The organism is Niabella insulisoli, assembly GCF_039652435.2.
In the GTDB taxonomy this organism is placed as follows: domain Bacteria; phylum Bacteroidota; class Bacteroidia; order Chitinophagales; family Chitinophagaceae; genus Niabella; species Niabella insulamsoli.
The window spans coordinates 3,279,326-3,304,889 of the sequence record NZ_CP190246.1; the positions used below are offsets into that span (position 1 = coordinate 3,279,326).

At 45.1% G+C, this 25,564-nt stretch carries 21 protein-coding genes; 5 read left to right on the forward strand and 16 right to left on the reverse strand.

Annotated elements, in window-relative coordinates:
- Nucleotides 1-3 precede the first annotated feature (3 nt).
- The 3 genes from ABDK00_RS13660 to ABDK00_RS13670 all read left to right on the forward strand — a co-directional run bounded on the left by ABDK00_RS13660 (nt 4) and on the right by ABDK00_RS13670 (nt 3,526).
- On the forward strand, nt 4-1,254 hold the full coding sequence (locus ABDK00_RS13660) for a hypothetical protein (protein WP_346236837.1): 1,251 nt from the start codon (nt 4-6) through the stop codon (nt 1,252-1,254).
- A gap of 32 nt (nt 1,255-1,286) precedes the next feature.
- Nucleotides 1,287-1,661, forward strand: a complete 375-nt coding sequence (locus ABDK00_RS13665) for a DUF2809 domain-containing protein (RefSeq protein WP_346236836.1) — start codon at nt 1,287-1,289, stop codon at nt 1,659-1,661.
- A gap of 173 nt (nt 1,662-1,834) precedes the next feature.
- The gene (locus tag ABDK00_RS13670; RefSeq protein WP_346236835.1) at nt 1,835-3,526 is read left to right on the forward strand and encodes a GH32 C-terminal domain-containing protein; all 1,692 of its coding nucleotides are present in this window, start codon (nt 1,835-1,837) and stop codon (nt 3,524-3,526) included.
- Between the two features lie 13 nt (nt 3,527-3,539).
- On the opposite strand, the gene ABDK00_RS13675 is transcribed toward ABDK00_RS13670, so the two are convergent.
- Entirely contained in the window at nt 3,540-5,021 is a 1,482-nt protein-coding gene (locus tag ABDK00_RS13675; RefSeq protein WP_346236834.1) for a sulfatase, read from the reverse strand.
- 74 nt (nt 5,022-5,095) lie between these two features.
- On the opposite strand from ABDK00_RS13675, the gene ABDK00_RS13680 reads away from it, so the two are divergent.
- Nucleotides 5,096-5,755, forward strand: a complete 660-nt coding sequence (locus ABDK00_RS13680) for a peptidase M10 (protein WP_346236833.1) — start codon at nt 5,096-5,098, stop codon at nt 5,753-5,755.
- Between the two features lie 17 nt (nt 5,756-5,772).
- Here ABDK00_RS13680 and ABDK00_RS13685 read toward each other — a convergent pair whose 3' ends face one another.
- From ABDK00_RS13685 to mraZ, 14 genes are all read right to left on the reverse strand, one after another.
- A complete protein-coding gene (locus ABDK00_RS13685) occupies nt 5,773-6,696 on the reverse strand; it encodes a TIGR01777 family oxidoreductase (protein WP_346236832.1) in 924 nt (307 codons plus the stop codon).
- Nucleotides 6,697-6,845: 149 nt separating this feature from the next.
- A complete protein-coding gene (gene ftsZ, locus ABDK00_RS13690; protein ID WP_346236831.1) occupies nt 6,846-8,753 on the reverse strand; it encodes a cell division protein FtsZ in 1,908 nt (635 codons plus the stop codon).
- Nucleotides 8,754-8,922: 169 nt separating this feature from the next.
- Nucleotides 8,923-10,302 (reverse strand): cell division protein FtsA, encoded by a 1,380-nt coding sequence (gene ftsA, locus ABDK00_RS13695; RefSeq protein WP_346236830.1) that lies wholly within the window; start codon nt 10,300-10,302, stop codon nt 8,923-8,925.
- 13 nt (nt 10,303-10,315) lie between these two features.
- Entirely contained in the window at nt 10,316-11,518 is a 1,203-nt protein-coding gene (locus tag ABDK00_RS13700) for a hypothetical protein (protein WP_346236829.1), read from the reverse strand.
- Between the two features lies 1 nt (nt 11,519).
- Nucleotides 11,520-12,908 carry a UDP-N-acetylmuramate--L-alanine ligase gene (gene murC / locus ABDK00_RS13705; RefSeq protein WP_346236828.1) on the reverse strand — a complete coding sequence of 463 codons (1,389 nt, stop codon included), beginning with the start codon at nt 12,906-12,908 and terminating at the stop codon, nt 11,520-11,522.
- Entirely contained in the window at nt 12,908-14,002 is a 1,095-nt protein-coding gene (murG, locus tag ABDK00_RS13710; protein ID WP_346236827.1) for an undecaprenyldiphospho-muramoylpentapeptide beta-N-acetylglucosaminyltransferase, read from the reverse strand. The genes murC and murG overlap by 1 nt, the downstream gene beginning before the upstream one ends.
- The gene (locus ABDK00_RS13715) at nt 13,995-15,317 is read right to left on the reverse strand and encodes an FtsW/RodA/SpoVE family cell cycle protein (RefSeq protein ID WP_346236826.1); all 1,323 of its coding nucleotides are present in this window, start codon (nt 15,315-15,317) and stop codon (nt 13,995-13,997) included. The genes murG and ABDK00_RS13715 overlap by 8 nt, the downstream gene beginning before the upstream one ends.
- Before the next feature lie 35 nt (nt 15,318-15,352).
- Nucleotides 15,353-16,690 carry a UDP-N-acetylmuramoyl-L-alanine--D-glutamate ligase gene (gene murD / locus ABDK00_RS13720; RefSeq protein WP_346236825.1) on the reverse strand — a complete coding sequence of 446 codons (1,338 nt, stop codon included), beginning with the start codon at nt 16,688-16,690 and terminating at the stop codon, nt 15,353-15,355.
- Between the two features lie 3 nt (nt 16,691-16,693).
- Entirely contained in the window at nt 16,694-17,965 is a 1,272-nt protein-coding gene (gene mraY / locus ABDK00_RS13725) for a phospho-N-acetylmuramoyl-pentapeptide-transferase (protein WP_346236824.1), read from the reverse strand.
- Nucleotides 17,966-18,004: 39 nt separating this feature from the next.
- A complete protein-coding gene (locus tag ABDK00_RS13730; protein WP_346236823.1) occupies nt 18,005-19,474 on the reverse strand; it encodes a UDP-N-acetylmuramoyl-L-alanyl-D-glutamate--2,6-diaminopimelate ligase in 1,470 nt (489 codons plus the stop codon).
- A 13-nt stretch (nt 19,475-19,487) separates the two neighbouring features.
- Nucleotides 19,488-21,620, reverse strand: coding sequence for a penicillin-binding protein (locus ABDK00_RS13735; protein WP_346236822.1), 2,133 nt, complete (start codon nt 21,618-21,620; stop codon nt 19,488-19,490).
- A 44-nt stretch (nt 21,621-21,664) separates the two neighbouring features.
- Nucleotides 21,665-22,000: an FtsL-like putative cell division protein gene (locus ABDK00_RS13740; RefSeq protein ID WP_346236821.1), complete on the reverse strand. Its 336-nt coding sequence runs from the start codon at nt 21,998-22,000 to the stop codon at nt 21,665-21,667.
- 46 nt (nt 22,001-22,046) lie between these two features.
- Nucleotides 22,047-23,027, reverse strand: a complete 981-nt coding sequence (gene rsmH, locus ABDK00_RS13745; protein WP_346236820.1) for a 16S rRNA (cytosine(1402)-N(4))-methyltransferase RsmH — start codon at nt 23,025-23,027, stop codon at nt 22,047-22,049.
- A gap of 25 nt (nt 23,028-23,052) precedes the next feature.
- Nucleotides 23,053-23,505: a division/cell wall cluster transcriptional repressor MraZ gene (gene mraZ, locus ABDK00_RS13750; protein ID WP_346236819.1), complete on the reverse strand. Its 453-nt coding sequence runs from the start codon at nt 23,503-23,505 to the stop codon at nt 23,053-23,055.
- 376 nt (nt 23,506-23,881) lie between these two features.
- Here mraZ and ABDK00_RS13755 point away from each other — a divergent pair, with 376 nt between their 5' ends.
- Nucleotides 23,882-25,108, forward strand: coding sequence for an S-adenosylmethionine:tRNA ribosyltransferase-isomerase (locus ABDK00_RS13755; protein WP_346236818.1), 1,227 nt, complete (start codon nt 23,882-23,884; stop codon nt 25,106-25,108).
- A gap of 81 nt (nt 25,109-25,189) precedes the next feature.
- Here ABDK00_RS13755 and trxA read toward each other — a convergent pair whose 3' ends face one another.
- The gene (gene trxA, locus ABDK00_RS13760) at nt 25,190-25,510 is read right to left on the reverse strand and encodes a thioredoxin (RefSeq protein WP_346236817.1); all 321 of its coding nucleotides are present in this window, start codon (nt 25,508-25,510) and stop codon (nt 25,190-25,192) included.
- Nucleotides 25,511-25,564 lie beyond the last annotated feature (54 nt).

Consider the following 25,564-nt stretch of genomic DNA (forward strand, 5'->3'; position numbering starts at 1 on the left):
TAAATGACTGTAAAAATAAAATATGAAAAAAAGCAGAACCTCTCCTTGCTACTTCAAAAGCTATCCGAAATATCTATCCTTCAAGATGGCAAAGTAACTTACACCGCATTTGAACATAGGAATTTGCAATGGCTGTTTTTATCGATCATCGATTTCGGTAATATATTAAACCAAGAATCTAAAAAACAGATTTTAGAAAAAGTTTTCCAAAAACTTGCGCATTCTAGAAAGTATGAAAAGAAGGTTTTTCTTGAATGTCTGAATAAGGAATTTCATCATCATACTGCAAAAGAAAAGAAAACGTTTTTTGTTCTTGCTACACTATCAATCAAATATCTACCTTTTCGAGCAATTAATTTTGGCCGTTGCAATATAAAAATTCATGGCACCTCATTTCCAACTAAATTTAATAGACACACTATCAATGAAAGCAATGGCTGCAAAAATGATGACGAAAAAACTGTCAAGCTATCCATTAAAATTAATTCAAAAAATGCTCTGGATGCCTACGAAGAAGGCTATGCCTATTTTGAAATATTCCGATCTTTTTTATGTCTCATAGATAATAGTACATACGAAATTAGATTTGATGACAGAAACCTTAATCCAATCAATCAAATCCAAGTTGGAGAAACAATAAGTGTACATAACGAGGATGGAACAAATGCACTGGATAGAGGTAGGTGTTTCATTGTACCAAATTTTCAAAAGCTAAACCCATTTCTTCCCAGCAAAGAGAAAATTTCTAAATTTAAAAAAACGATTCCATGGATGATTAAACAATTCAATAAATGTAGTCTTAATCATCAGGCATCTCTAATCAATGCATTAAACTCATATACCTCTGCCTTTGATGAAAGAAACAAGTACACTTGTTTCTTAAAAGCTTGGACAACGTTAGAATTACTGCTAGACTCCGACCAAAACGATACTTTAATAAAGCGCGCTTCTGCGCTTTATCTAAACACTGCCAAACCTTATAAAAAGCAAATCCTTGAAAGCTTAAGATTATTCAGAAATGAATTTGTCCACAAAGGTAATAGTAGCGCGGAGAGTTTAGAAGCTTGTTTCTTTGTGCAAGAATTTATCAAAGATTTAATCATAAAACTCAACTTATCTTATGCTGGCTTTTTTAATACGATCGAAGACGCGAATTTGTTTTTAGATAATCTTTCACTAGGAATTGGAGAGTTACGAAGAAAAAAGAAAATTGCTGATAAAGTAATCAAACTAGAACAAAGCATCTCGCTTTAGCAAAAAAGGCTACTGCCACGTCGCATTATATTATGTTCACATTCAACAAAAAATGCCTTATACTTTTTAGTTCGCTTTTTATTATCGAAATCCTGATTGCAGTTTTCGTTCACGATAATTTTATCCGGCCTTATATGGGAGACGTTCTGGTAGTTATACTGCTCTATTGCTTTTTAAAGTCATTGCTTCGCATATCGATGCTGAAGGCGGCCATCGCTGTCCTTATATTTTCCTTTCTCATCGAAACGCTGCAGTTCCTAAACATTGTAGATCGCATTGGCCTTGGCCATTCTAAAATAGCCAGAATAGTTATGGGCACTCACTTTGCCTGGGCCGATATCATCTCTTACACCGCCGGATTTCTTATAATCATTGCTTGCGAAGCAAGCCGCCAAAAATCACTCTAATTAATTTTTGATGAACAGTCGCGGCTTGCCTAACTTTAACGCGAGTGTTATATTGATTTCCTGCCACAAAAGCGGCGCAAGGAATCTTTTGGATAGAAGCAAAGACCACATTAAAACCATTTAGCGTGTGCCTTTTAGCAGGGCTCCTAACCCCGATTCATAAAAATAAAAAGATGCAAAGAACACTATTACTTATTCACTATTTCCTGTTTGGCTGCTTTGCCCTTTCTGCCCAGCAAGAACCAAACGCCACAAAAAATATAAGTAAGTACTTCACTGTCGACCATCAGTATTTAGTGTTGCCCGTTAAAAATGGAGCGCCCAAACGCAACCTCGAACTCTGGGTAGATGGCATTAATACCCGTTTTTGGGATATGGAACTGGCCGAAGAAAAGCCCGATTGGTATGCCTATATGCGCATAGACCAATGGAAAGGAAAGAAGGTGGAACTGAGAGTAGATAAGGTTGCGGCAACATCAAAAGTCTTTGAACCGATACTTCAAAGTGATAAAGACACGAATACAAACGACTATCACGAGCCGTTGCGTGCACAGTTTCATTTCTCGCCAAAGCGCGGCTGGACCAACGATCCCAACGGCATGGTCTTCTACAATGGCGCCTATCATTTATTCTTCCAACATAATCCCTATGGGCGCAAATGGGGCAATATGACCTGGGGCCATGCGGTAAGCAAAGACCTCGTGCATTGGACAGAACTGGATGATGCTATCCATCCCGATCAGGGCGGGCCTGTATTTAGCGGCGGCGCCGTGGTCGATGAAAACAACATCAGCGGCCTGGGTAAAAACGGAAAGCCTGCCATGGTGCTCTTTCATACGGGCGCCAGAGGCTGGGGACAATACATGAGTTGGACCACCGACGGCACCACTTTTCATCGCTATGAAAAAGCTGTAGTGCCACGCATCAATAAAGACAACCGCGACCCCAAAGTGATATGGCATGAACCTACAAAAAAATGGGTGATGGTCGTTTGGGTGGAGCGCGGCGACAACGAGCAGCACAGTATGCAATTTCTGAACTCGCCCGATTTAAAAAACTGGACCCCCTCCAGCATCACTTATGGTGGCGTGGGCAACGACCGTTATCTATTTGAATGCCCCGAGTTTTACGAACTGCCTGTTGAAGGCTTGCCCGGTGTAAAGAAATGGGTGCTTACCGGCGCTAACACCGAATATGCCATCGGCAGCTTTGATGGTATTCATTTTAAAGAAGAAGAAAAGAAGTTGCAAAACCAGTATGGGCGCGACTTTTATGCGCCCCAGACTTTCAGCAACGAGCCTAACGGACGCCGGATCGAAATCGGTTGGTGGCGTACCAATACAGCCCAGGGCAATTCCGGGTTTAACCAATCGATGAGCCTTCCGCTGGAACATAAGCTGATAAACACTGAAGACGGCATCCGCCTGACGCGCATGCCGGTTAAAGAACTCGCTCAATTAAGAAGGCGCACCTTTAAATTAGTCAACAAAACAGTTAAGGAAAACGGGCCCAATCCACTTAAGGGGATCAATATTGAGTTGGCGGAATTACGCATGGACATTGAGCCCGGCAAAGCAAGCGAAATAGTTATTGACGTAAGAGGTGTTCCTGTGGTTTATAAGGTAGCGAATGCCGAACTTGTTGTCGACGGCGTAAAAGCGCCTGCAAAATTACAAAACGGCAGGTTATCGCTCATTATCTATGCAGACAGGACGGGCCTGGAAATTTTTATTAATAAAGGACTAGTATTTATGCCTGTCAACATCAATCTTCCTCATAACAACCAAACACTTTCCATCAGCGCAAAAGGGGGAACGGCGAAGGTTTCAGGCCTTGAAGTTTATGAATTAAAGTCTATTTGGTAATTTTTTCAATCGTTCAATTGGCATACATTTTTGACGCCTGATCGATTTTATCTTTCCAGGTCGTCATCATTTTTTGTACCAGTCCGGGATGAAGATGGGCTACGTTTTTGGTTTCCAGCGGGTCGCTGCTGTGATCGTACAATTCTATGGTTGGCTTTTGGCTCCTGAAATACTGCGTAAAGCGATATTTTGATGTGCGGATAGAAATTCCTTTATTAAAATAACTCAACGCGACATCTTTATGCCCAGATTTGCTGGTTTGTGTGAGCAGCGGCACCAGGCTCCGGCCGTCTAAACGAGCCTTAGTTTGAAGCCCGCATAATTCCATCAGTGTAGGATAAACATCAGTTGAACTTACGATATTGTCACAGGTGATGGCTTTTTTCATCGACGGTGTTTTGATGATGAACGCGCTGCGCAACGCCCAATCAAAAAGCGTATGTTTCCCCCAGACCAGATCATCGCCCAAATGCCAGCCGTGGTCACCCCAAAGCACCACGATGGTATTTTTATCCAGTCCGTTTTCCTTAAGGCTTTTCATCACCCTGCCCACTTGCGCGTCGGTGTAACTAAGCGCCGCATAATAGGCGTGGCGTAACTTTCGGGCGTATTGTTCTGAAACCGGCTTTTCGAGCGAAGGCTGCTCCTCGCCCAACTGATAGCTCTTAAATTCAGCGCTGCTATGTAAACTCGCTTTATTAATACCTTCAGGAATTTTTGGCCACGGCGCAGTAGACAATTTATCCTCATCATATAAATCCCAATACTTCGCAGGCGCGTTGAAAGGGAGATGTGGCTTAAAAAACCCGACAGCCATTAAAAAGGGTTTGTTTAGCCTGGCCAGATCCTTCATTTTCTTTTCGGCGAGGCCGGCAGTCAGTCCATCGGGATAACCAGCATCATCGCAGTTACCCGCTTCGTAAGGCTTTACCAGACGCTGCTTACTGGTACGACTTGATCCGTCGGCATATCCAAAAAAAGCATTCCAACCTGTCCCCCATTTCCCTGCATCAAACAGCATTTCATTCCAGCTATGCGGCTTCTCGAGTTGATTGCTGCGAGGCGCATCGTAAGCGTATAAATAGCCATCCGCCGAATGGCTGATTTTACCGATCCCCACCGTGTAATATCCGCTGCGCTTAAATTGCTCCACAAACGACTCGGGCTGAACACCCGCCGGCTTTCCCGAAAGTGATTTTTCTATAGCATCATTTGTGACGTCAGATTTTACCCGCGGATAAAGGCCGGTGAGTATGCTCGCACGCGATGCGCCACAGGTGGGCACAGCAACAAACTGCTGGTTGAAGACCACGCCCGAAGCGGCCAACGCATCCATATTCGGTGTTTTAACTTCTTTATTTCCATAGCATCCCAAATCGGGCCTCAAATCGTCAATAAAAATAAAAAGTACGTTGGGCTTTGTTTTTTGGGCATGAACGCTAACGATATTTACCGCCACAACTAAAGCGGAAAGCAGGAGCAACTTTCGATTCATAAATTAAATATACTATATTGTAATCGTTGGAGAAAAATGAATTGCATCACAAGCTTTAAGTATCACATGAGTCAATGGGAACAGTTGAGTTATATTCGAAAGAAACGGTGATGATTGTTTCTCACCTTATCACCTATGGCTACGCCGCCTCCGTTGAAATTACCGAGCAAATAAGAGACGAGATAGAAACGATGTGGAATGAGCCAGAGGGTACGATTATAGTGAAAGGCCGGACATATCACTTAAGGTTCAGGATTACCGGCGAGTATAAGCCGGCCATTACGCCGGAAGAAATTTTAACCAATGACGATCCGCGCAACAATTATTTTAGAATTGAAGCTTTTGCGCATGGCAATATCTCTTTTGTGGACGGCCTGGGCTGTAACACCCGCTACTTCAAGCTCGAGAACCTGTATAAGGGATCGACGACTGCAGCTCATGAATATGGCCATACGCTCGGCCTCAAACATCCGGTAGCACTCGACTATCGGGGCAAAGGCATTCCTGGCATCATGTATCCGCGGGGCACTTTGGTCGATCCCGAATTTCAATATGACCCATCAATCCCCGCCGGTCAGAAGGGCGGCACTATGCACCCGGTGTATAGAAAAGTGTTACAGCGCGATATTGATTTGTTGGCAGTGCACCGCATCAATTTTATAAATGGCAGCGGCATTATCGGCGACTTCAGCAGCGTATGGCATCCTAATCATAAGGATATTGATTTGGTGTGAGAATGTTTCTCCTCACACTACCTCAACAATTGCGCTACCGCCGATTGTATCGTTGGATAGGAGAATTTGAAACCGGCCTCCTGCGCCCTGGCGCTGCTCACCGTTGTGCTTTTCAACACTTCAACGCTCATTTCTCCGAGCGCCACTTTCAACGCCCACTCCGGGACTTTTACCGGCACTAAAAAACGCTTGCCCGACGCTTCTGACAGTGTTTTCATTAAGATGCGATTGGAAACAGGGTCGGGCGCCACCGCGTTATAAACACCGCTAAACAAAGCGTCTTCCACCGCTCTTATATATAGTTCGATCAAATCATCAATATGAATCCAACTAACGATCTGTTTACCGGAACCCAGCACAGGAGCCGCGCCAAAACGCAAGGGCCGCCTGAATTCCCTGAAAGCGCCGCCCTCGTTGCTTAGTACAATGCCCGTCCGCAAAATCACTAATCGGATACCCATTTCACCTATCGGGCTAATCGACTGCTCCCATTGGTAACAGGTAGTTCCTAAAAAGTCATTGACCGCGGGAAAGCTTTCATCGAATGGCAGCGTATTCGGAATGTCGGGATCGGAGCCATACCAACCAATTGCTGAGGCGCTGACAAAAGCCTTCACCTTATGCCGCACAGATTGCAAAGCAGTAACCAGCAAATGCCCGCTTTTCACGCGGCTGTCTACAATAGCTTTTTTCCGCGCCGCCGTCCAGCGCTTTTCGCCAACATTGGCGCCCGCCAAATGAATGATAATATCTGCCTCCGCTACCGCGGCCTCGTCGATCTTTTGCTCTTCAACATCCCATTGGGCATAGCGTATGCCCGGTTGGCTTTGCCGTTCGCCACTTCGGGTTAACACGATGATCGAATGGCCTTTTTCTTTTAATTTTTCAACAAGCCGGGAGCCAATCATACCCGTTCCACCGGTGATCAAAACTGTGCTCATATATGAAGTTGTTAGATGATAAGTTTACTGATGATGCTATTCCCGTTCAAATACCATGCAACAAAATGGCAATAAAAAACCCCCGCTTTTGGGGCGGGGGTAACAACTATAAAACTAAGCCAAACTACACTGAAGCGAAACAACAGAGATTAATCCGGTTTATTTCCATCAAGGAAAGTATTGATGGTATTGATCTGACCCTGATTTTGATCGTCGGTGGAAATTTCGAATTTGCTATAATAATTTTCGATATGCGACGTATTGTTTTTCAACTCCATATTGCGCCTGATATAGGCCGGAACATTTTCAAACTCATCGGTAGGGTCGTTAGAATTTACGTTGAAAGATAAGTTGCGTAGCTTTTGGATACGCTCGAGCTGACGACGTTTTTGCATTTCCTCTTCCTGATAGGCTTCATTGAGCGCATCGATCGTGGGCTCCTCTTCTTTAACAAGATTTACCGTGGTTTTGTGCACTTCTATCACCTCGCTTTTCTCGTATACAGAAAACTGTTCTTTAGGCGCTTGTTTTTGCTCGGCATAAGTATCCCTTTTCTGGGCGACTGGCTGCTCCTCTTTTGCTTCAGCATAAATATTTGCCGGTTTAGACAAATAACTTCTTACCGGCTCTTCCTGTTTTTCAGCATCTTCGGGCGCTTCTGCTTTATCTTTTTCGCCAAGTGGCTCCAAAATTCTTTCTCCCGGAATCGCGGGCGAATAAAAAACGTCGGCAGCCTTATCTTCTACGTCAGTTGCCTTTTCAAAATTTTCAACATCTTTCACAAATTTCAATTCCTCTTCTTCAGCGCCTAACAGGAAGTTTGTTGTTTCCGGCTCCTCCACCACATCTTCCACCGTAGGCATCGGCGCATCTATAAAAGAGAAATCTTCAACCAGTTTAGGCGCCATCGGATCGGGCTTTAACATCACTGGCTCCTGAGGCGCCGCTGCTTGTACGGGCGGCTCGACTACCGGCTCGGGCGTAGCAGTCGTTGCTGTTGCCGTTGGCTTTGCCGTTTCGCCATTCAGTTTCATTACGATTTTTCCTTCTTCCGCCTCTTCTTTTTTCAAAACGGGTTTTACAAAAGGATCTTTATTTTCAAAACCGGTGGCAATAAGCGTGATGCCGATCTGATCTCCTAAAGTGCTGTCGTATCCTAAGCCCAGAATAACATCTGTGTTATCGCCGGCGTGGCTTAACAAATAGGACTGAATCACTTCCACTTCGTCCATTGTAAACTCATGTTCGCCTTCGGCCGAATTGATATTGATAAGAATCCACTTCGCTCCCCGGATATCGTTGTCGTTGAGCAGTGGAGAGCTCAGCGCTTCTTCAATCGCCTGCTGCGCCCTGTCTTCCCCTCTTGCAGCCGCGTTGCCCAAAATGGCTCTGCCGCCGTTTTTCATCACGGTGCATACGTCAGCAAAATCGACGTTGATTTGGCCGGTGCTGTTAATTACGTCCGTAATACATTTGGCCGCCGTTGCCAAAACATTATCTGCTTTTTCAAATGCTTCACGCATTTTCAGATTACCGTATTGGTGGCGCAATTTGTCGTTGCTGATTACTAATAATGTATCCACATATTGTTTCAACTGACTGATGCCCTCTTCTGCCTGCTGCTGGCGTTTCTTACCTTCATAGGCAAAAGGAGTGGTAACAATCCCGACGGTTAATACCCCGAGATCTTTACAAATTTTCGCGATGATTGGCGCGCCGCCCGTTCCTGTTCCGCCACCCATTCCGGCGGTGATAAAAGCCATTTTTGTGTTCACTTCCAGGATCTTCCTGATTTCCTCCAGGGATTCAACGGTAGCCTGGCGCCCAATTTCGGGATTGGCGCCGGCACCCAAACCAGAAGTTAATTGTGGGCCTAATTGAATTTTATTGGGGATTTTGCTGTTGGCGATTGCTTGCGCATCTGTATTACAAATAATAAAATTTACGCCATCTATATCTTGACTGAACATGTGGTTAACCGCGTTGCCGCCGCCACCGCCTACACCTATCACTTTCAGAATAGATGATTGTTCGCTTGGTAAATCAAATTGTATCATAACTTAAAATTTAGGGCCTTGAAGCCCAGTTTACAAATGGGTTAGAAAGAAGGACCTTACTCCGCCCACCCTCTCCATTTCCTATTTCGCAATAGTTTCTGGAGAAGGTGAACAAGGCTTAAGGTGGTTATTGAAAGAACTAATTGAGTTAAAGTTTTTGAGCGCAGTATTAATGCAACTGCTCGTCGCCCTCTTCGGCAAAAATTTTGATCAGGCCATCTTTAAATTTCCTCCAGAAGCCGTCGTTGAGCGTGCGCTTAGGCTTCACGGCCTGCTTTACAGCTTCTTCCGCTTCAGCTTCCTGTTCTATTTCAGCATTCTGATCTTTTAAACCTTCAGGCACTTCAACATTGATAAAGCTTTTCTCGAACACTTTGCGGTTGTTTTCGAAATCATCGCAACCTTTTAAAATAAGCCCTAGACAAGTGGAGTAAGTAGGCTTAGCCAGTTCTTCAATATGCCCCGCCGCGAGGTGTTCTGTAGGCAGGCCGATGCGCGCGGGCATACCGGTTACATATTCCGTAAGTTGAATCAGGTGCCTTAACTGAGAACCGCCGCCGGTCAGCACGATGCCGCCATTCAGCTGGCGGTTATCCATGCCAATTTGTTTCAGGTGATAAGTCACAAAATCAAGTATCTCACTCATTCTTGCCTGTATAATATTAGCCAGGTTTTTAACGCTGATCTCTTTGGCCGGCATACCGCGCAAACCAGGAATAGTTATATATGCGTTGGCTTTCGCTTCATTGGCGAGCGCGCTACCAAACTGTGTTTTCATTTGTTCCGCCTGGCTTTTTAATACGCCGAGGCCGGTTTTAATATCTGTGGTGATGTTTTCGCCTGCAAAAGGAATAACAGCCGTATGACGCAAAACCCCTTCCGCGAAAACCGCGATATCTGTTGTTCCGCCACCGATATCTACAATCGCCACACCAGCTTCCAGATCTTCCTGCGCCATTACCGCTGCGGCCGAAGCGAGTGGTTGCAACACGAGGTCTTTAGTGCGGAGGCCTGCTTTTTCAACGCTCCTGTTGATATTGCGAATTGCGTTTTTATCGCCGGTTATGATATGGAAATTAGCGCCCAGTTTTACACCGCTATATCCAATAGGCCTTACAATGTTGGGCATATTGTCAACCGTATATTCTTGTGGTATCACATCAATAATTTGGTCGCCGGCAGGAATATAAGTTTTGTACTGCTTGCTCACCAGAAGATCCACTTCATGCTGAGAAATCTCTTCCTCTTCATTTTCACGTACAATATCGCCGCGGGTTTGCAGGCTTTTAATATGATGCCCCGCAATGCCCACATACACATCGTTGATGTTGAGATTGGGATTTAATGAAAGGCAATTTTCCAGGGCCTGCTTAATGGCTTTAATGGTTTCGTCGATATTCAGTACCTGGCCGTGCTTTACGCCGTTGCTATTGGCTTTACCAAAGCCAAGGATCTCCAGTTTGCCAAACTCGTTTTTACGACCGGCAATAACGGCGATCTTGGTTGTACCAATATCAAGGCCTACAATAATGGGTTGTTCGGAATTCATAGTATGTCGTTTTTTAGTTGTTTTTATTTTTCTTTTTAGTTGTATTAGTTTGCGTTTTCGCGCCCGGCTTCTTGTTCGAATCGCTGCGTTTTGCCGGAGCGGCCGAAGCCTTCTTCGTATCAGTTTTCGCCGGCTTCTTTTGAACTGTCTTTGTAGCCGTGGCTTTCCTGGACACCGGCGGTTTGGCGTCCTTTTTTACCTCCTCAGTTTTCTTTTGTTGTGCCACAGTATCCTTCGCGGCAACCATCGAATCCTGCGCGATGTCCATTTCTTCGATTACTGCGTTCACATTTGCAAAAGTGTCGGCCTGCATAATACTTGAGTAATCCACCGACGGCGCCACCTGAACCAATTCGTTATAATCCCGCGATTGCTGCAAAAGGCTTTCAATGTTTTTGCGAAGTTGTATCGAATCAATCTTCGTAATCTTATCTTTAATACCAATCACCTGTCCGCCGTATTGCACATCAATTTTCCTGTATTTATCAAAGCCGGTGCGTTTCAATACCTGGTCATAAAAGAGATAGAGCCGGTGGAACTTCGATGCTATATCCGATCCATCTCCCAAATCGACCACATGATTGCCCACGACCGGCACCATCTCCAGGTTCCAGCAATCCTGGCCGCAGCTATTGATGTCGATTTGCGCCACCTGTGCATCCCAAAAGGGATCGCTATTGATAAACGAAGCAGTAGCTACTACGTTTTGCACCAACGCGCTATCGACACCGTTCATTATTTTCTTCGAAGGAAACCCTGTAAACACGGGTAAATCGAGGCTTACCGTCTCCGACAATGGGATTTGCTTACCGGCTTCATCAATATAAAACGAGGTCCCCGCACTTGTAAAAACTCTTGCCAGCGGTTTTCTTTCTGTAACATTCGCATGCAGCACATCGTTGTTATCAAAATACAAATCGGCATTGTAAACCCAGGAACTTTGCTCCAGCAAATCTTCCATCAAGGGCAGGTTGAAATCTGTTTTTCGCTGCCCTTTAATATCGCCTCTCACAGCCGTTTTCAGCAACTCAACAATATGCGCTTCTGAAGTAAACAAAACCCCTTTTTTAAACCCTTCGATCTGAATCTTATATCCTTTGCACAAGCCCGATTCCTGCACGCGCATGGCAGCAGTAATAATTGTTCCCATCGCTGCGGCTACGCCCAGCCACATTAGCGTTAGAAAAAATCTTTTTATGGCTCTTTGTCTTCTCACTTTACTTTATTAAAATCTGCTTAATAGGTTCCACTAATTTGTCAATATCTCCCGCGCCCGCCGTGACAATTACCTCACCAAATTCCTGTTCCCGCTGCGTTGAAAAAGAATCTTTCACCCAACGCAACACCTCTCCACCCGTTAATATTTTATTTCCTTTTTTTTCTATCTGATCTAAAATAATATTGCTGGTAACACCTTCAATGGGCTGCTCGCGCGCCGGGTAAATGGGCAATAAAATAAGCTGATCGACATCACCTAACACCTGCGCAAAATCCCTCGCAAAATCGCGCGTTCTGCTAAACAAATGCGGTTGAAAAATAAGCGTCATTTTTTTCCCGGGGAACAATGATTTCACACCATTTATCAACGCTTTCAGCTCTTCCGGATGATGGGCATAATCGTCGATAAAAACAAGGTCCGGACGATGGATCACATATTCAAACCGACGTTTTACGCCTTTGAACGAAGCAACCGCCTGCTTTATCCTTTCACTTTCAATTTCCAGATAGTCGGCCACTCCAACGGCCGCCATCATATTCTCCACGTTATGCATGCCTCCCATATTTAACCGGATATCTGGAATAATTTTATCCGGCAGCACGGCGTCAAAAAAATATCCTCCCTCACTCATTCGAATATTGGCGGCGCGGATGTCAGCGCTTTCATTCTGAAGGCTGTAGGTCACCGTTGTTTCCACTTGCATCGACCGGTCGAGGCCAAAGCTTTTTAACAACAAGCCCCCGCTTTTAATATTTCCCGCAAATTGCCTGAAGGCTTCTTTCACATTATCCTCGTGCTCATAAATATCCAGGTGATCCGCATCCATCGATGTGATAACAGCTACATCCGGATTCAGTTTTAAAAAGCTGCGGTCATACTCGTCCGCCTCTATCACACAAACATTTTTCGCGCTGCTCCAGAAATTGGTTTGATAATTTGCTGAAATACCGCCCAGAAAAGCATTGCAGCCAAATCCGCTATCGCGCAATAAATGGGCAACCATCGTGGAAGTAGTTGTTTTGCCATGGGTGCCGGCCACACAAATATTATAAGCATCCTCACTGATCATTTTCAGGATATCGCTGCGCTTTACTACGGCAAACCCGTTATTGATATAATACACCAGTTCTTTATGATCCTTTGGCACAGCCGGTGTATACACCACATAGTCCACCTCTTTGGGAATCTGCTCAACGTCTTCTGTGAAATGAACCACTGCGCCTTCCGCTACGAGCTTACGGGTAATGGCGGTTTCATTTCGGTCGTAGCCGCTCACTGTTTTGCCCAATGACAAAAAGTAGCGTGCAATAGCGCTCATGCCGATCCCGCCGATACCGATAAAGTAAACGGATTGGATTTCATGAATATGTTTTTGCGCTATGCTCATTATTTTGAGATCGATTTTAAAATTTCTTCAGCTACGCGGTTGGCAGCATCTTTAATTCCCAATGCGGCGAGTTGATCGTGCATTGCTTTTCTTTTAGTGGCATCGCCGGCCAGGGCGATTGCTTTTTCTACCAGTTCCTTTTTCGCATCCCCATCTTTCACCAACAATGCTGCGCCGAGGTCGGCCAACTGTTTGGCGTTGGCTGTCTGATGATCTTCGGCAGCATACGGATAAGGCACAAAAATGGCTGGCTTTGCGACGATGCTTATTTCCGCAACCGTCATAGCGCCGGCGCGTGCGATGACCATATCCGCCGCTGCGTAGGCATACTCCATGTTGGATATAAATTCGCTCGCCCAAATTGCTTTATGTGCAGCGCCGAGTTGCGCTGCTTCTGTGGCCAGACTCTTTCCTGTTTGCCAAACCAACTGTAAGTTCTCACCGAGCAGCTGCGCTGCGCCGCCTAAAATAGCTTCGTTAATCGACCTTGCTCCCAGGCTGCCACCCACCACCAGTATGGTAGTTTTTTTGGGATCGAGATCGAAAAAAGCCAGCGCATCTTCCCGGCTGATGGACGCCTCAGCTATTACGCTTCGAACGGGATTTCCGGTTACCATAATCTTTTCCGCTGGAAAAAACTGCTCCATACCCGGCGTACCGGTAAATATTTTTTCAGCTCCTTTGGCCAGCATTTTATTGGCTTTGCCGGCAAAAGAATTTGACTCATGAATAAAAGTCGGCACGCCCATTGCCTGCGCATGTTTTAATACCGGAAATGTAGCATACCCGCCCACGCCGATTACCGCGTCCGGCTTAAACTCTTTAAAGATCCTTCTGACCTGGAGAAAGCTTTTCACAATCTTAAGCGGCAGGCCGATATTTTTTAATAAAGAACTACGATTCAATCCTGCAATATCAATCCCCACAATTTGATAACCCGCCTGCGGCACCCGCTCCATTTCCATCTTGCCTTTTGCACCGACGAATAAAAATTCAGTAGCCGGCTGCTGCTGCTTAATTGCATTCGCAATTGCAATGGCCGGAAAAATATGACCTCCGGTTCCTCCGCCTGCTATGATGATTTTTTTATGCACCTTCCTGAATTTCTTTTGTTTTGTTGCCTGCATCAGCCACTGCCGCGCTTGCCGGCTCAATGCTATCTACGTTTCTGGAAACGCTAAGAATAATTCCGATCGACAAACATGTAAATAAAAAGCTTGATCCTCCCATACTCACCAGCGGCAGCGTAACGCCCGTCACCGGAAAAAGATTTACCGTAACCGCCATATTTGCCAATGCCTGAATGGCCAGCGTAAAACTTAATCCCAACGCCAGGAAAGCGCCAAAGGCAAACGGGCATTTTTTAAAAATCCTGATACATCTATATAAAAAGACCAAGTAGACAAAAACGAGGAACGCGCCGCCAATAATCCCATACTCTTCAATGATGATGGCGAAGATGAAATCATTATAGGCCTGCGGCAGATAGTCGCGCGTTGTACTGTTTCCGGGGCCGGCTCCAAAAAAGCCGCCTTTCGCGATCGCAATTTTTGCCTGATTTACCTGGTACATTTCATCCGTGTCCGCTTCTTTCCCTCCGTAAATAAAATTCTCAACACGGTTTACCCATGTGCTGACACGCGCCACCAAACGCCCGGATTTTTTTTCAGGAGCTGCGGCCGCTACCTGCTCTATATGCTCGGGCGCCGCTGTGGCCTCGGATCCGTGCTGGGCTACTGCAGCCACAATAAGCATGACGATGGGTATAAGCGTGATGCCGCCCACCAGCAATAAATGCCGCACATTTACCCTGCCGATGAATAGCAGAATCATGCAACTTGCACCCAGCAATAACGCTGTGGACAGGTTGGCCGGCGCAATGAAAAGACAGGTAATACCAATGGGAATGATAACCGGCAGAAACCCTTTCCTGAAGTCTTTGATCACCTGCTGCTTTCTGCTTAATAATCTTGCGAGATACATAAAAAGAGCCAGCTTCGCGAGATCGGAAGTCTGCATCGTCATATTGATAATCGGCAGTTTGATCCAGCGGCTTCCTTCGTTAATCTTGGCGCCGAAGAACAAAGTGTAGATCAACAGTGGAATACTGAATAAAAACAGGATCTGCGCGACTTTTGAATAAATCGTATAGTTGACGCGGTGCGCGAAATATACCACGCCGAAGCCCAGCAGAATAAACATCACCTGCTTAAACAAATACACTTCGGTATTGCCTTTATAATTTTTATATGCCAAAGAGCCCGTCGCGCTATACACCGCCAGCAGCGACACTAAAGTCAATAATACTACCAGCGCCCAAATCACCTTATCGCCTCTTGTATGGCGATTGAGGTTCTCCCGCCAATCGGTTGCCGCTGCGCCACCTGATATTTCAGTTGTTACTGACATTTCTTTTTTTCCTTTTAATAATAAGCCGATATGAATTACAAATCAACTACCGCTCTTTTAAACTGAAGGCCTCTGTCTTCGTAATTTTTAAACAAATCAAAACTGGCGCAGCCAGGGCTTAATAAAACAGCATCACCCTTTTCTGAATAGCTGAAAGCCGCTACCACAGCTTCCTGCGCGCTGGCCGTATCGATAATGACCGGTACAGCGCCATCAAATGCGTCATGAATTTTTTTATTGTCAACGCCGAGGCAAATGATTGCTTTCACCTTTTCCTTTACCATATCCATCAATAAACTATAGTCATTGCCCTTGTCAACACCACCCAGAATCAATACCGTGGGCTTGCTCATACTTTCAAGCGCATACCAGGTGGAATTGATATTGGTAGCCTTGCTATCATTGATGAACTCCACACCACGAATGGTCGCCACATGCTCCATTCTGTGTTCCAGGTTTTGAAAGGTTTGCACCGCTTCCCGGATCTTTTCCTTCCGAATTTCCATTGTTGCACCTGCCAGAGATCCTGCCATAGTATTAAATTGATTGTGCTTACCTCTTAATGTAAAATCGTACACGCTCATTGACATAAAATCATCGCCAGTCCTGACATGCATAGTTCCGTCCTTAATAAATGCTCCGCCGTTTTCGTGTGCCATACTAATGGGTAGTTGAGTTGAGTTAATTTTAAATTGATCTATATATTTCATTGTTACTTCATCGTCCATGTTGTAAATGAAGTAATCGCCTGTCTGTTGATTTTCTATTATTCTGAATTTACTTCTGATATAATTTTCGAATTTGTAATCGTAACGATCGAGATGGTCTTCGGTAATATTTGTTAAAACAGCAATATCCGGCCTGAAGCTCACGATGTCATCCAGTTGAAAACTGCTAACTTCCACCACATACACCGGTTTGGGATCAAGCGCCACCTGCCGCGCAAAGGACTCGCCGATATTTCCCACCAGCGCAACATCCAGCCCGCCCGTTTTTAAAATATGGTAGATGAGCGATGTTGTCGTCGTCTTTCCGTTGCTGCCGGTGATGGCTACCACGCGGCTCTCCCCTTTAAAACGATACGCCAGTTCAATTTCACTGATCACCGCGATGCCTTTTTCACGAATCTGTTTTACCAGCTGATTGTTTTCAGGAATACCCGGACTTTTCACGATTTCATCGGCGCTCAAAATACGGCTCAGGTCATGCGCTCCCTCTTCCCATTCGATACCTGCCTGCTTTAATTCGTTACGATATACTTCCTTCAAAGAACTACTGTCTGATACAAAAACTTCAAACCCTTTACTTTTAGCCAGGATGGCCGCTCCCACACCACTTTCACCTCCGCCCAATATCACCATCGACTTCGCCATAGCTTACCTCAATTTCAATGTTACAATACACACGACCACCAACAAAACCTGAACGATCCAGAACCGCGTGACAATCTTGGCTTCATGATATCCTTTCTTTTGATAATGGTGGTGTAGCGGGCTCATTAAAAAAATTCGCCTGCCTTCGCCATACTTTCTTTTAGTATATTTAAAATAAGCTACCTGCAGCATTACACTTAAATTCTCTACCAGAAAAACGCCGCAGAAAATTGGTATCAGCAATTCTTTATGTACAATGATGGCGATGGCCGCTATTAATCCGCCCAGCGTCAAGCTGCCGGTATCTCCCATGAAAACCTGCGCCGGATAAGAGTTATACCACATAAACCCAACACAAGCGCCAATCATGGCCGCGAGAAATATTGACAACTCGCCTAGGTTGGGGATGTACATGATATTGAGATAATCAGCAAAAAGGAAGTTGCCGCTGGCATAGGCAAAGATGCCCAGCATAACGCCAATGAGCGCCGAGGTTCCCGAAGCCAATCCATCAAGCCCATCCGTAATATTGGAACCATTGGAAACCGCAATAATGATGAACGTAACAATCAAAATATACAAAACCCAGGCATAAGGCTTCAATGCATCGGGCAGTAAAGAAGCATAATTAAACTCGTGGTTCTTTACAAACGGAATTGTTGTAATCGGCTCTTTAGACTCTACAAAATATTTAGGCTGCCCGTTAACGATTTTCGTAATCACCTCCGGTTTGGCGGGATTACCCGTGTACTCTCTCCAGATTTTTACATTGCTGTTAAAGTAAAGAACGGAACCCACCAAAACGCCAATGCCCACCTGGCCGAGAATTTTAAACCAACCAGCCAAACCATCTTTATCTCCTTTTTTATAGGCCACTCCCTGCTGCTGTGCCATTCGCTTGGCGCGCAACTTCAAATAGTCGTCGATAAAACCAATGGCGCCTAACCAAATCGTTGCCACGAGCATGATGATCACATAAACAGTGTTTAAACGTGCAAACAGCAGCGTCGGAATGATGATACCCAAAATGATAATAATACCACCCATCGTAGGCGTTCCTTTTTTGGCCTGCTCACCAGCAAGGCCGAGGTCGCGCACCGTTTCGCCTACGAGTTTTGCACGCAACATATTGATCAGCTTTTTGCCAAAAATCAACGTGATGATCAAAGCAAACAGCACAGCCATCATGATCCGGAAGGTTTGAAATTCCATCAACTGCCTCCCCGGAAAATTAATCCCCTGCTGCTTAAACCATTCAAATAAGTGATATAACATGCTTCCGTTTATATGTTTACTGTAATCTGTTCGCTCTGATTACCTTCTTAATAATTCAAACATTTCCGTCACCACCTGCTTGTCGTCAAAATGATGTTTCATACCATTGATCTCCTGATATTTTTCGTGGCCCTTTCCGGCGACCAAAACGATATCTTCTTTATTCGCGAGGCTGATGGCCGTTTTAATTGCCTCCCGGCGGTCTACGATAGAAATACACTTCCTCTTCGCCCCCGCCGGCACTCCGGCTTCCATTTCTTTGATAATGGCACCCGCATCTTCAAACCGCGGATTATCGCTCGTCAACACTACCCTGTCGCTGTGTTCGCAGGCTACAGCTGCCATCACAGGGCGCTTTGTGTTATCGCGATTTCCGCCACATCCCGCTACAGTAATTACCTGCTCGAAGCCCTTGCGCAGCTTCTTGATCGTAGCTAAAACATTCAGCAGCGCATCGGGCGTATGCGCGTAATCCACAATGGCCATAACTTTATCTGTTGCTGAAATGAGATATTCAAATCTTCCTTCAGCGCCATTCAACTGGCTTAACACCTGCAGCACTTCCTGGCGGCTTTCGCCCAGGCAAACCGCGGCACTATAAGCGGCCAGCAAATTGTGCGCGTTAAATTCGCCTATAAGGCGAAAGTGAACCTCCTGGTCATCGACGAGCATTTGCAAACCCAGGATACCATTGTCCAAAATTTTCCCTTTAAAATCGCTCATCGTTTTAAGCGAGTAGGTTTTTACAGAAGCCTTCGTGTTTTGCACCATCACCATACCGCGTTTATCATCAATATTCGTAATGGCAAATGCTGTTTTAGGCAGCTGGTCAAAGAACTTTTTTTTCACCCTGATATACTCGTCGAAGGTTTTATGATAATCCAGGTGATCGTGTGATATATTGGTAAAAATTGCCGCCTCAAACTCAAGCCCGGCAATGCGCTGTTGATCGATTGCGTGGGAACTCACTTCCATAAACACATGCGAGCAACCTTGTGCTACCATTGTTTCCAACAGCTGATTTAATTGCACGGCATCCGGCGTTGTGTGCGTCGCTGGCACCACTTTACCGCCGATTTTATTTTCTACGGTGCTGATCAAGCCGCATTTATACCCCAAACCTGTAAACAGCTGGAATAAAAGCGTAGCCACTGTGGTTTTGCCATTCGTACCGGTAACACCCACCAGCTTCAACTTCGACGACGGCGTATTATAAAAGTTGTGCGCGATAACCCCTGCTGCTGCCGCACTATCTTCTACCTGCACATAAACTACATCCGCGCTTTTAACAGCCGGCACAGATTCACAAACAACAACAGCGGCCCCTTTTTCGATTGCATTGTCAATGAACTGGTGGCCATCTGCGGCCGAGCCTTTCAGCGCAACAAACACCGACCCCTGCTCCACTTTACGGGAATCAATAGCAATGCCCGACACTTCCACGTCAGTGTTTCCTGACACGGACAAGAGGCTGACTTTGTATAAGATATCCTGTAAAATCAACTGCACTTTTTTATTCAGACTAAGTAAGATTTAGTAAAATAGCTTCCCCTTTTTTAAACGGCGCCCCCGGCCGGATCGATTGCACTGCAACTTTTCCACTGCCCTGTGCTTTTACCCGAAGGCCGATATTTTCCAGCAACCTGATCGCATCCCGCAAACCCATCCCCTTTACGTTAGGCATCAGATTCTCCTTAACAATATTTGTCTTTAAAATTGGACGGTAGTTCGTCGCATACATAGATGCCCAGCTGTTCTGCTGAATGGAATCCACATAATTCATATCCAAAAAGCCAAGCACACTTTTCATCGAATGGGCGTTGCCGGCATAGAAATAGCTGGTACTATCTACCGCTCCTTCGTACTCGCGCGGCGTTTTGCGATCCACATACATCGAGTAAATTTTAGTGGCAATTTCACGAAACACAGGAGCTGCTAATTGGCCTCCATAATATAAACCGGCGCCGGCGCGGGTTCTAACGACTACGATGCAGGAATACTGTGGGTTGTTGGCCGGGAAGTAACCGGCGAAAGATGCCTGATAGACGCGGTTGGCGTATCCAATCCCCCTGTCTGCAACCTGTGCGGTACCTGTCTTTCCCGCTACCAAAAACGGCATATCCTTAAATATATTTTTTCCCGACCCATCGGTCACCACCAATTCCAGCGCTTTTTGGGCGGCGGCAATCGTCGTGGGTTTTGCAATCTGGTTTTCCAAAACCACCGGTTCCATTTCCTTCACCAATACACCATTGTTGCGGATACTATTTACCAGGTAAGGCCGCACCATCACGCCGTCGTTGGCGATTGCATTATATAAGGTCAGTAACTGAACGGGGCTTACTTGTATGGCATAGCCAAACGCCATTGTAACGAGGTTCATTTGTCCGCCGTGGCTTACCTGAAGCGGCGCTACGCGCGGCCTCGGAACGGCTGACAGATCAATTGGCGATTTTTTGGTGAGGTGATATTTCTCAAGATATTCAGTAAACTCTGTTGGTTCTTTACCAAATGCTTTCAAAGCTACACGGCCCATGCCAACATTAGAGCTGTGCGCGATACACTCTTCGATGGTCATTACCGGCTTCGGCATTCTATGTGCATCGGTAATTGGCCGCGGACCTACCTGCATGCGGCCGGTGCTTCCCACTTCAAACAAGTCGCCGGGCTTAACAGCGCCTTTATCGATAGAAGCGAGATAGCTGACAATTTTGATAGTTGAGCCTGGTTCGGTAACCCTTAATGCATAATTATCATTTTCCCAATAAGTAGTATCGTTTGGATTGCGCCCCAAATTGGCGATCGCTTTAATTTTTCCAGTTTTGGTTTCCATTAAAATGGCAGTACCATATTCTGCATGAACAGACTGCACCATGCGCAGCAGCGCAGTTTCAGCAATATCCTGCATGTTTACATCAAGCGTTGTATAAATGTCACGGCCGTTTTCGGGTTCAACCTGGAAGCCCTGTACCGGAACCGCACCGCCCGAGATATACCGTACCAGGCGCTGCCCGTTCTGTCCTTCCAACAGGCTGTCATAACTCATTTCCAGGCCCACATTCATTTTCTTAACCTTCCCATCACTATTGATATATTCACGGCTGAGGCCGATGGTCCGGTTTGCCAACAACCCGAAAGGTGCAATGCGCTTGCTGCTTTGCTCTACAATAATGCCGCTTTTATTCTTTCCCAATTTTATCAACGGAAAGTCGCGCAGCGCTTTATATTCTTCGAAAGACAGTTTCTTTTTTAATGAATAGTAGCGGTTGCCCTTCTTATAAGCTTTATCAAATTCCTTTTTATATTCTTTCGCCGTTTTGTCGCCAAAATAGTCAGCCATCGCGTGAGCAAAAGAGTCGATATACTGGTTATAAACTTTTCCCCCTTTTGCAATCAGGCCGTCTGCTTTAAAGTCCATATAAATGTCAAACTGCGGCAGCGAGGTGCTCAACATTTGGCCGTCTTCGCTAAAGATTGTTCCGCGATCCGCGTCAATCGAAACAATTTTTTGATGCATGCTGTCTCCCATGCTGCGCCAGTGATCGCCCTGAAACTTCTGAATAACAATTGCCTTACCCAGAATCATGACAGACAGCACAACTATGCCAATAAAGCATAGATACACACGCCATAATATGTCTTTCTTGATCTCCATATTTCAACTTCCAAAGAAGAAATGAACTATTGATTTTTTATAAATTATTGAACGTTGACGAGGTAATCTTCGAGCGAGTCTTTCAGCACATAAGGCGTTTCATTCAACTCGCTCAAACCCAAAGGCTGCAAGGCTTTCGACAATTCGCTTGGCTTGCTCCGAAACATCACTTCGCTTTTCAGGCTCTTGTATTCCCACTGCAACTCTTTTACTTCTTTAGCCATGGCATTGATCTTTCTGACGGTTTTATCAGCAGTATGGCCATTATAGATGTATATCACGGCAAGAAAAGCCAGAAAAAAAAGGAAGGGCACCTGCCTCACAATCGACTGATAGTTCAGCCATTTTTTCCAATTTATTTTAACCTGCTTTTCCTGCATGTAGGTGTATTTAAATTTTTAGAACTTTTGTGTTGTATCAATAATGTTAGCGCTTTTCGGCGACCCTCAGTTTCGCGCTCCTCGACCTGGTATTCCTCCTCAATTCATCCTGCTGCGCCACAATGGGTTTCTTTGTAATGATTTTGAAAACCGCTTCTTTTTGTTCGTTCGTAAAAGGATGATCTACGATTTCTTCAAAACTTCCCTCTTTAAAAAATCGCTTTACAATTCTGTCTTCAATGGAATGAAAAGTGATGACTGCGATTCTTCCACCAGGATGCAGGAGCGAAGCAGCTTGTTCCAACATTTCCTTCAACACTTGCACTTCCTCATTTACTTCCATCCGCAGCGCCTGAAAAACCTGCGCAAAATATTTATTCGGATTTCCTTTTACTACCGCCCGCAACGCATTCTTAAATCCATCGATCGTTTTCAGTGAAACTGTGTTACGGACAGCAACAATCGTTTTCGCCAGTGTTTTCGCGTTCGTCACTTCTCCAAATTGTTCAAACAGCTTGTGCAATTGCGCTTCCGTATAATTTTGAACTACCTCATACGCCGTATGCACTTGCTTCCGGTCCATTCTCATATCCATTTCTGCATCGTACCGGATACTAAAGCCTCGATCTGCCTCATCAAACTGGTGGCTGCTTACACCTAAATCGGCCAGTATTCCGTCAACAGCCTTTATATTTTCCAATCGTAGAAAACGCCGGATATGCCGGAAGTTTTGCTGAATAAAAACAACCCGGCTATCATCGGGCAGGTTGCGCCGCGCATCTTCGTCCTGATCAAAAGCATACAGCCGCCCGTTTTCATTCAACCTGGCGAGAACAGCCCTCGAATGCCCGCCACCTCCAAATGTGCAATCGACATACACGCCATCTGGTTTAATTTGCAATGCATCTATCGACTCCTGCAACAAAACCGGCACATGATAGGCCTGCTCGCTTTCGGCCGCCGTTTCTTCCGGTTGAAAAGTTGATAAAGCGTCGCTTTTTTGTCGATCAAGCTTTTTCTTTGCCATGCTTTTAACTTTTCAATTTTTACCGTTAACTCACCGCGCCCATCACCAGGCTTGCCAGATCGCTGAATGACTCTGGCGAAAACGCATCAAAGAACTCTTTATATTTCGCGCTATCCCAAATCTCCATTTTGTTTCCGGCGGGCACTAGCACAATATCTTTTTGCAAAGACGCATACTCTTTAAGAGTAGGCGGCAATAAAATGCGCCCTGCGCTGTCCGGCTCAACCAGTGTGGCGCCATTTAAAAAATAGCGTTTAAACTGCCTTACCTTTGGATCGAAATCATTTAATGCATTGATGCGCTCCGCAATAGGCGTCCACGAACTCAAAGGATACAAACTCAAACATTTTTCAAAACCCCTATTTATGACAAATTGCGCTCCGTCTCCTTCCGCCAGCTGCTTTTTAAAACCAGCGGGTAAAAGAAATCGGCCCTTGGCATCTACCGTGGCCTCAAATTCTCCGAGGAAACCTGTCATAAGAATTAAAAAATGTGATTTACTGCACTAAACTACCACAAAGTAACACTTTTTCCCACTTTAACTCCAAATTTTAACGATGTTGATTTATCCACAAATCAAAATCGCCCGAAAGCGAATACCACAAAGGATTCCAGGCCATTTTTTACGAATAGTATAAAAAAGACTGTTAATATATTGTGGATTACTTGACAGAAAAAGTGCATATCTCCCGAAAACCTGTTGATTCGGAGGAAAATTGATTGAAAACTTGTCTGAAACTGCGATTTTTGCTGCTTTTACATGTGGAGATGTAAAAATGTCAAAAGCTGGTTCAGTCGCGCATCACGGTGGGGATTTTTAAAATGGGGACCGCTAACCGGCAAAAATTAAAGGTATGCATCCAAAAAATATTTCAATTACTTCTTTTCAATATGATCTTCCGGAAGACCGGATTGCCTTCCATCCGCTGGAACGCCGCGACGACTCTAAGCTGCTTGTGTTTGATCAGGGAGCAATGAAGACCGACACTTACAAAAACATTGCAAAGCATTTGCCGCCAAAAAGCACCATGGTTTTTAACAACACGAAGGTGGTTGAGGCGAGATTATTATTTAAAAAAGAATCCGGAGGCGTGATTGAGATCTTTTGTCTTCAGCCTCACGAAAAGTATAAGGATATTACATCCGCGATGAGCGAACACCGCCAGGTGGAATGGCTCTGCCTGATTGGAGGCGCCTCAAAGTGGAAATCCGGCCAGGTGCTTACTCTATCTTTTGCTTTGGACGAATCGGAGCAATCGCTCAAAGCTACTTTTATTGAAAAAAGGGCTGACTGCTTTGTGATCGGCCTGGAATGGGGCGCGGACATCAGTTTTGCCGAAGTATTGCACCGCGCGGGACATGTGCCGCTGCCTCCTTATATTAAAAGAGCAGATCAGAAAAGCGACAAAACCCGCTACCAGACTGTCTTTGCCCTGCAGGACGGGTCAGTCGCCGCCCCCACAGCCGGGCTTCACTTTACCGAGGAAGTGCTCGGCAGCCTTGCTGAGAAAGACATCAGGAAATCTTTTGTAACACTACATGTCGGCGCCGGCACTTTCAAACCGGTAAAAGCCGGCCTGATGCAGGACCATGAAATGCATTCGGAATTTATTGAAGTGTCAAGAGCATTTATTGCAAATTTCATTGAGGAGGACAGCAAAGTTGTTATTGCCGTCGGCACTACCTCCCTACGCACGCTTGAAAGCCTGTATTGGCTGGGTGTTAAGCTTCTTACCGATCCGGGAGTATTTGACGACGACATGCCTTTTTTAAGTCAATGGGAATCTTATGAAGTGGCGGAGCCGCCAACCCGGAACGATGCTTTAGAAGCTATTTTACATTTTCTAGAAGATAAAAATTTGAACACCTTCATCGCGAAAACTCAAATTATTATCGCACCCGGATATGATTTTAAAATGATTAATGCACTGATCACGAATTTTCATCAGCCCGCCTCTACCCTGCTGCTATTGGTGGCCGCTTTGGTCGGGGAAGATTGGAAAAGGATTTATGAGTATGCGCTGAAAAATGAGTTCAGGTTTCTGAGTTATGGCGATGGCAGCTTATTGTGGAAACAATAGCAGCCCGGCTTAAGAAACCCTTTCAAAAAGAAAAGCCCCTTATAAAAAGAGGCTTTCAAAACAATAAACAAAACGAAAAAACTAGTTGAGATGCGATTCTATTTTCTTCACAAAATTTCCTTTAGGTTGCGCTCCTACTAATTTGTCAACAACCTGCCCGCCTTTTATAAACAGAATGGCAGGAATGGAAGTGATACCATAATCCATAGAAACCTGCGGATTCACATCAACATTCAATTTACCAATATTTACTTTCCCTTCATATTCTTTGGAAAGCTCTTCGATCACCGGGCCGATTGCGCGGCAGGGCCCACACCATTCTGCCCAGAAATCCACCACAGTTAACTGATCAGAATCCAAAACTTCCGCCTGAAAGTTTGCGTCGTTAAATTCTTTTGCCATTATTAGATAGTTTAAAAAGTTTAGAATTATTTAATGAGAAGTAAACAGCAAATT